General features: G+C 43.0%; 1 protein-coding gene. It reads left to right on the forward strand.

The genetic code is table 11. The features are described 5' to 3' along the window. Nucleotides 1-1,019, forward strand: a 1,019-nt coding sequence (locus tag J2S13_RS16855; RefSeq protein ID WP_307258980.1) for an ISLre2 family transposase, incomplete at its 5' end; no start/stop codon positions are given. Between the last annotated feature and the right edge of the window lie 153 nt (nt 1,020-1,172).

A 1,172-nucleotide genomic window follows, 5' to 3' on the forward strand; every position in this document is an offset into this window, starting at 1 on the left:
GGACAGCCGTAAATATTAGTCATACAACGGTTGGAAATCTTGTAAAGCGTGTGGGTAAAATCCAGGCGCAGGCAGATGCGGATAGGGTGATCGAATTAGATGAAGCAACCTCCCCTCCAGTCGGGAAAGAAGTCAACTTCTTATATGCAGAAGCAGACGGTGTTTTTGTTCGAGGGACTCAGAAGAAGAAAAGCATGGAGGTGCATCATGCCATAATCCATGAAGGCTGGGACAAAAATGGTAAACGAGTCTCTTTGCGTGAATCCACAGTCATTATGACGACCCAACCGATTGCAGAATTTTGGAAAGAAGTTCAGGCGCTTACTGCACATCGATACTCGCTAGAAAACACTCAAATTGTCACAAACAGCGATGGAGGTTCTGGGTATACGGCTGAGAAGTTCCAAGAGGCCTTCTCGCAATCGAAGCATCCAGTATTGAACCAACTAGACCCGTATCACGTTTCACAGGCTGTACACCGTGCTTTTGGGGGCGGGAAAAGTGAACTGAAGAAGGGTGTCAAAAAGGCGCTAAATGACCATGATTTGGACCGTTTCAGACTATATGTTGATACCTATGAAAGTACACTTGAAGATCCGAAAAGTATAGAAAAAGTAAAAGATTTTCGTACATATATAGAGCATAATTGGAAACGAATATTTGATTGGAGAACCAAGGTGGAGAACCCACCGATTGACGCAAGAGGTCTAGGGGCTATGGAATCCAATCAGCGCCATATTTCTTTCCGAATGAAAAAGAGAGGAATGCATTGGAGTAAGGAAGGTGGGGAGTCCATGGTTAAAGTCATTCAAGGTATCCTAAACAAAACGTTGCGAGAAGCTTACTTGAGCCAACATCATCGAAGTGACAAAAAGCAGAGAAACGTGAAGCAAACGGTTCGTATGGTACAAATTCTACGACAACCTACACGCCCATCAATCGGGGCAAAACAAGGATCTATCAGTTTACACGCTGCACATTCAACGGCAATTGGGAATCTGTTAAAGAGTTTTCGTTAATATCCTCGATTTTTTAAACGAGGTCTTGTATTTTGGAGCTCGTTTAAAAAATCGAGGCCACCAAGCGTTAGCGCGGTAGATGTAAAAAGTGTACAAAATAGAGTGCTTAAAATATTGGTGTAAAAGCAACACCGAGAAAAACTTGACACATAC

It is taken from the genome of Oikeobacillus pervagus, from assembly GCF_030813365.1.
Taxonomy (GTDB): Bacteria; Bacillota; Bacilli; order Bacillales; family DSM-23947; genus Oikeobacillus; species Oikeobacillus pervagus.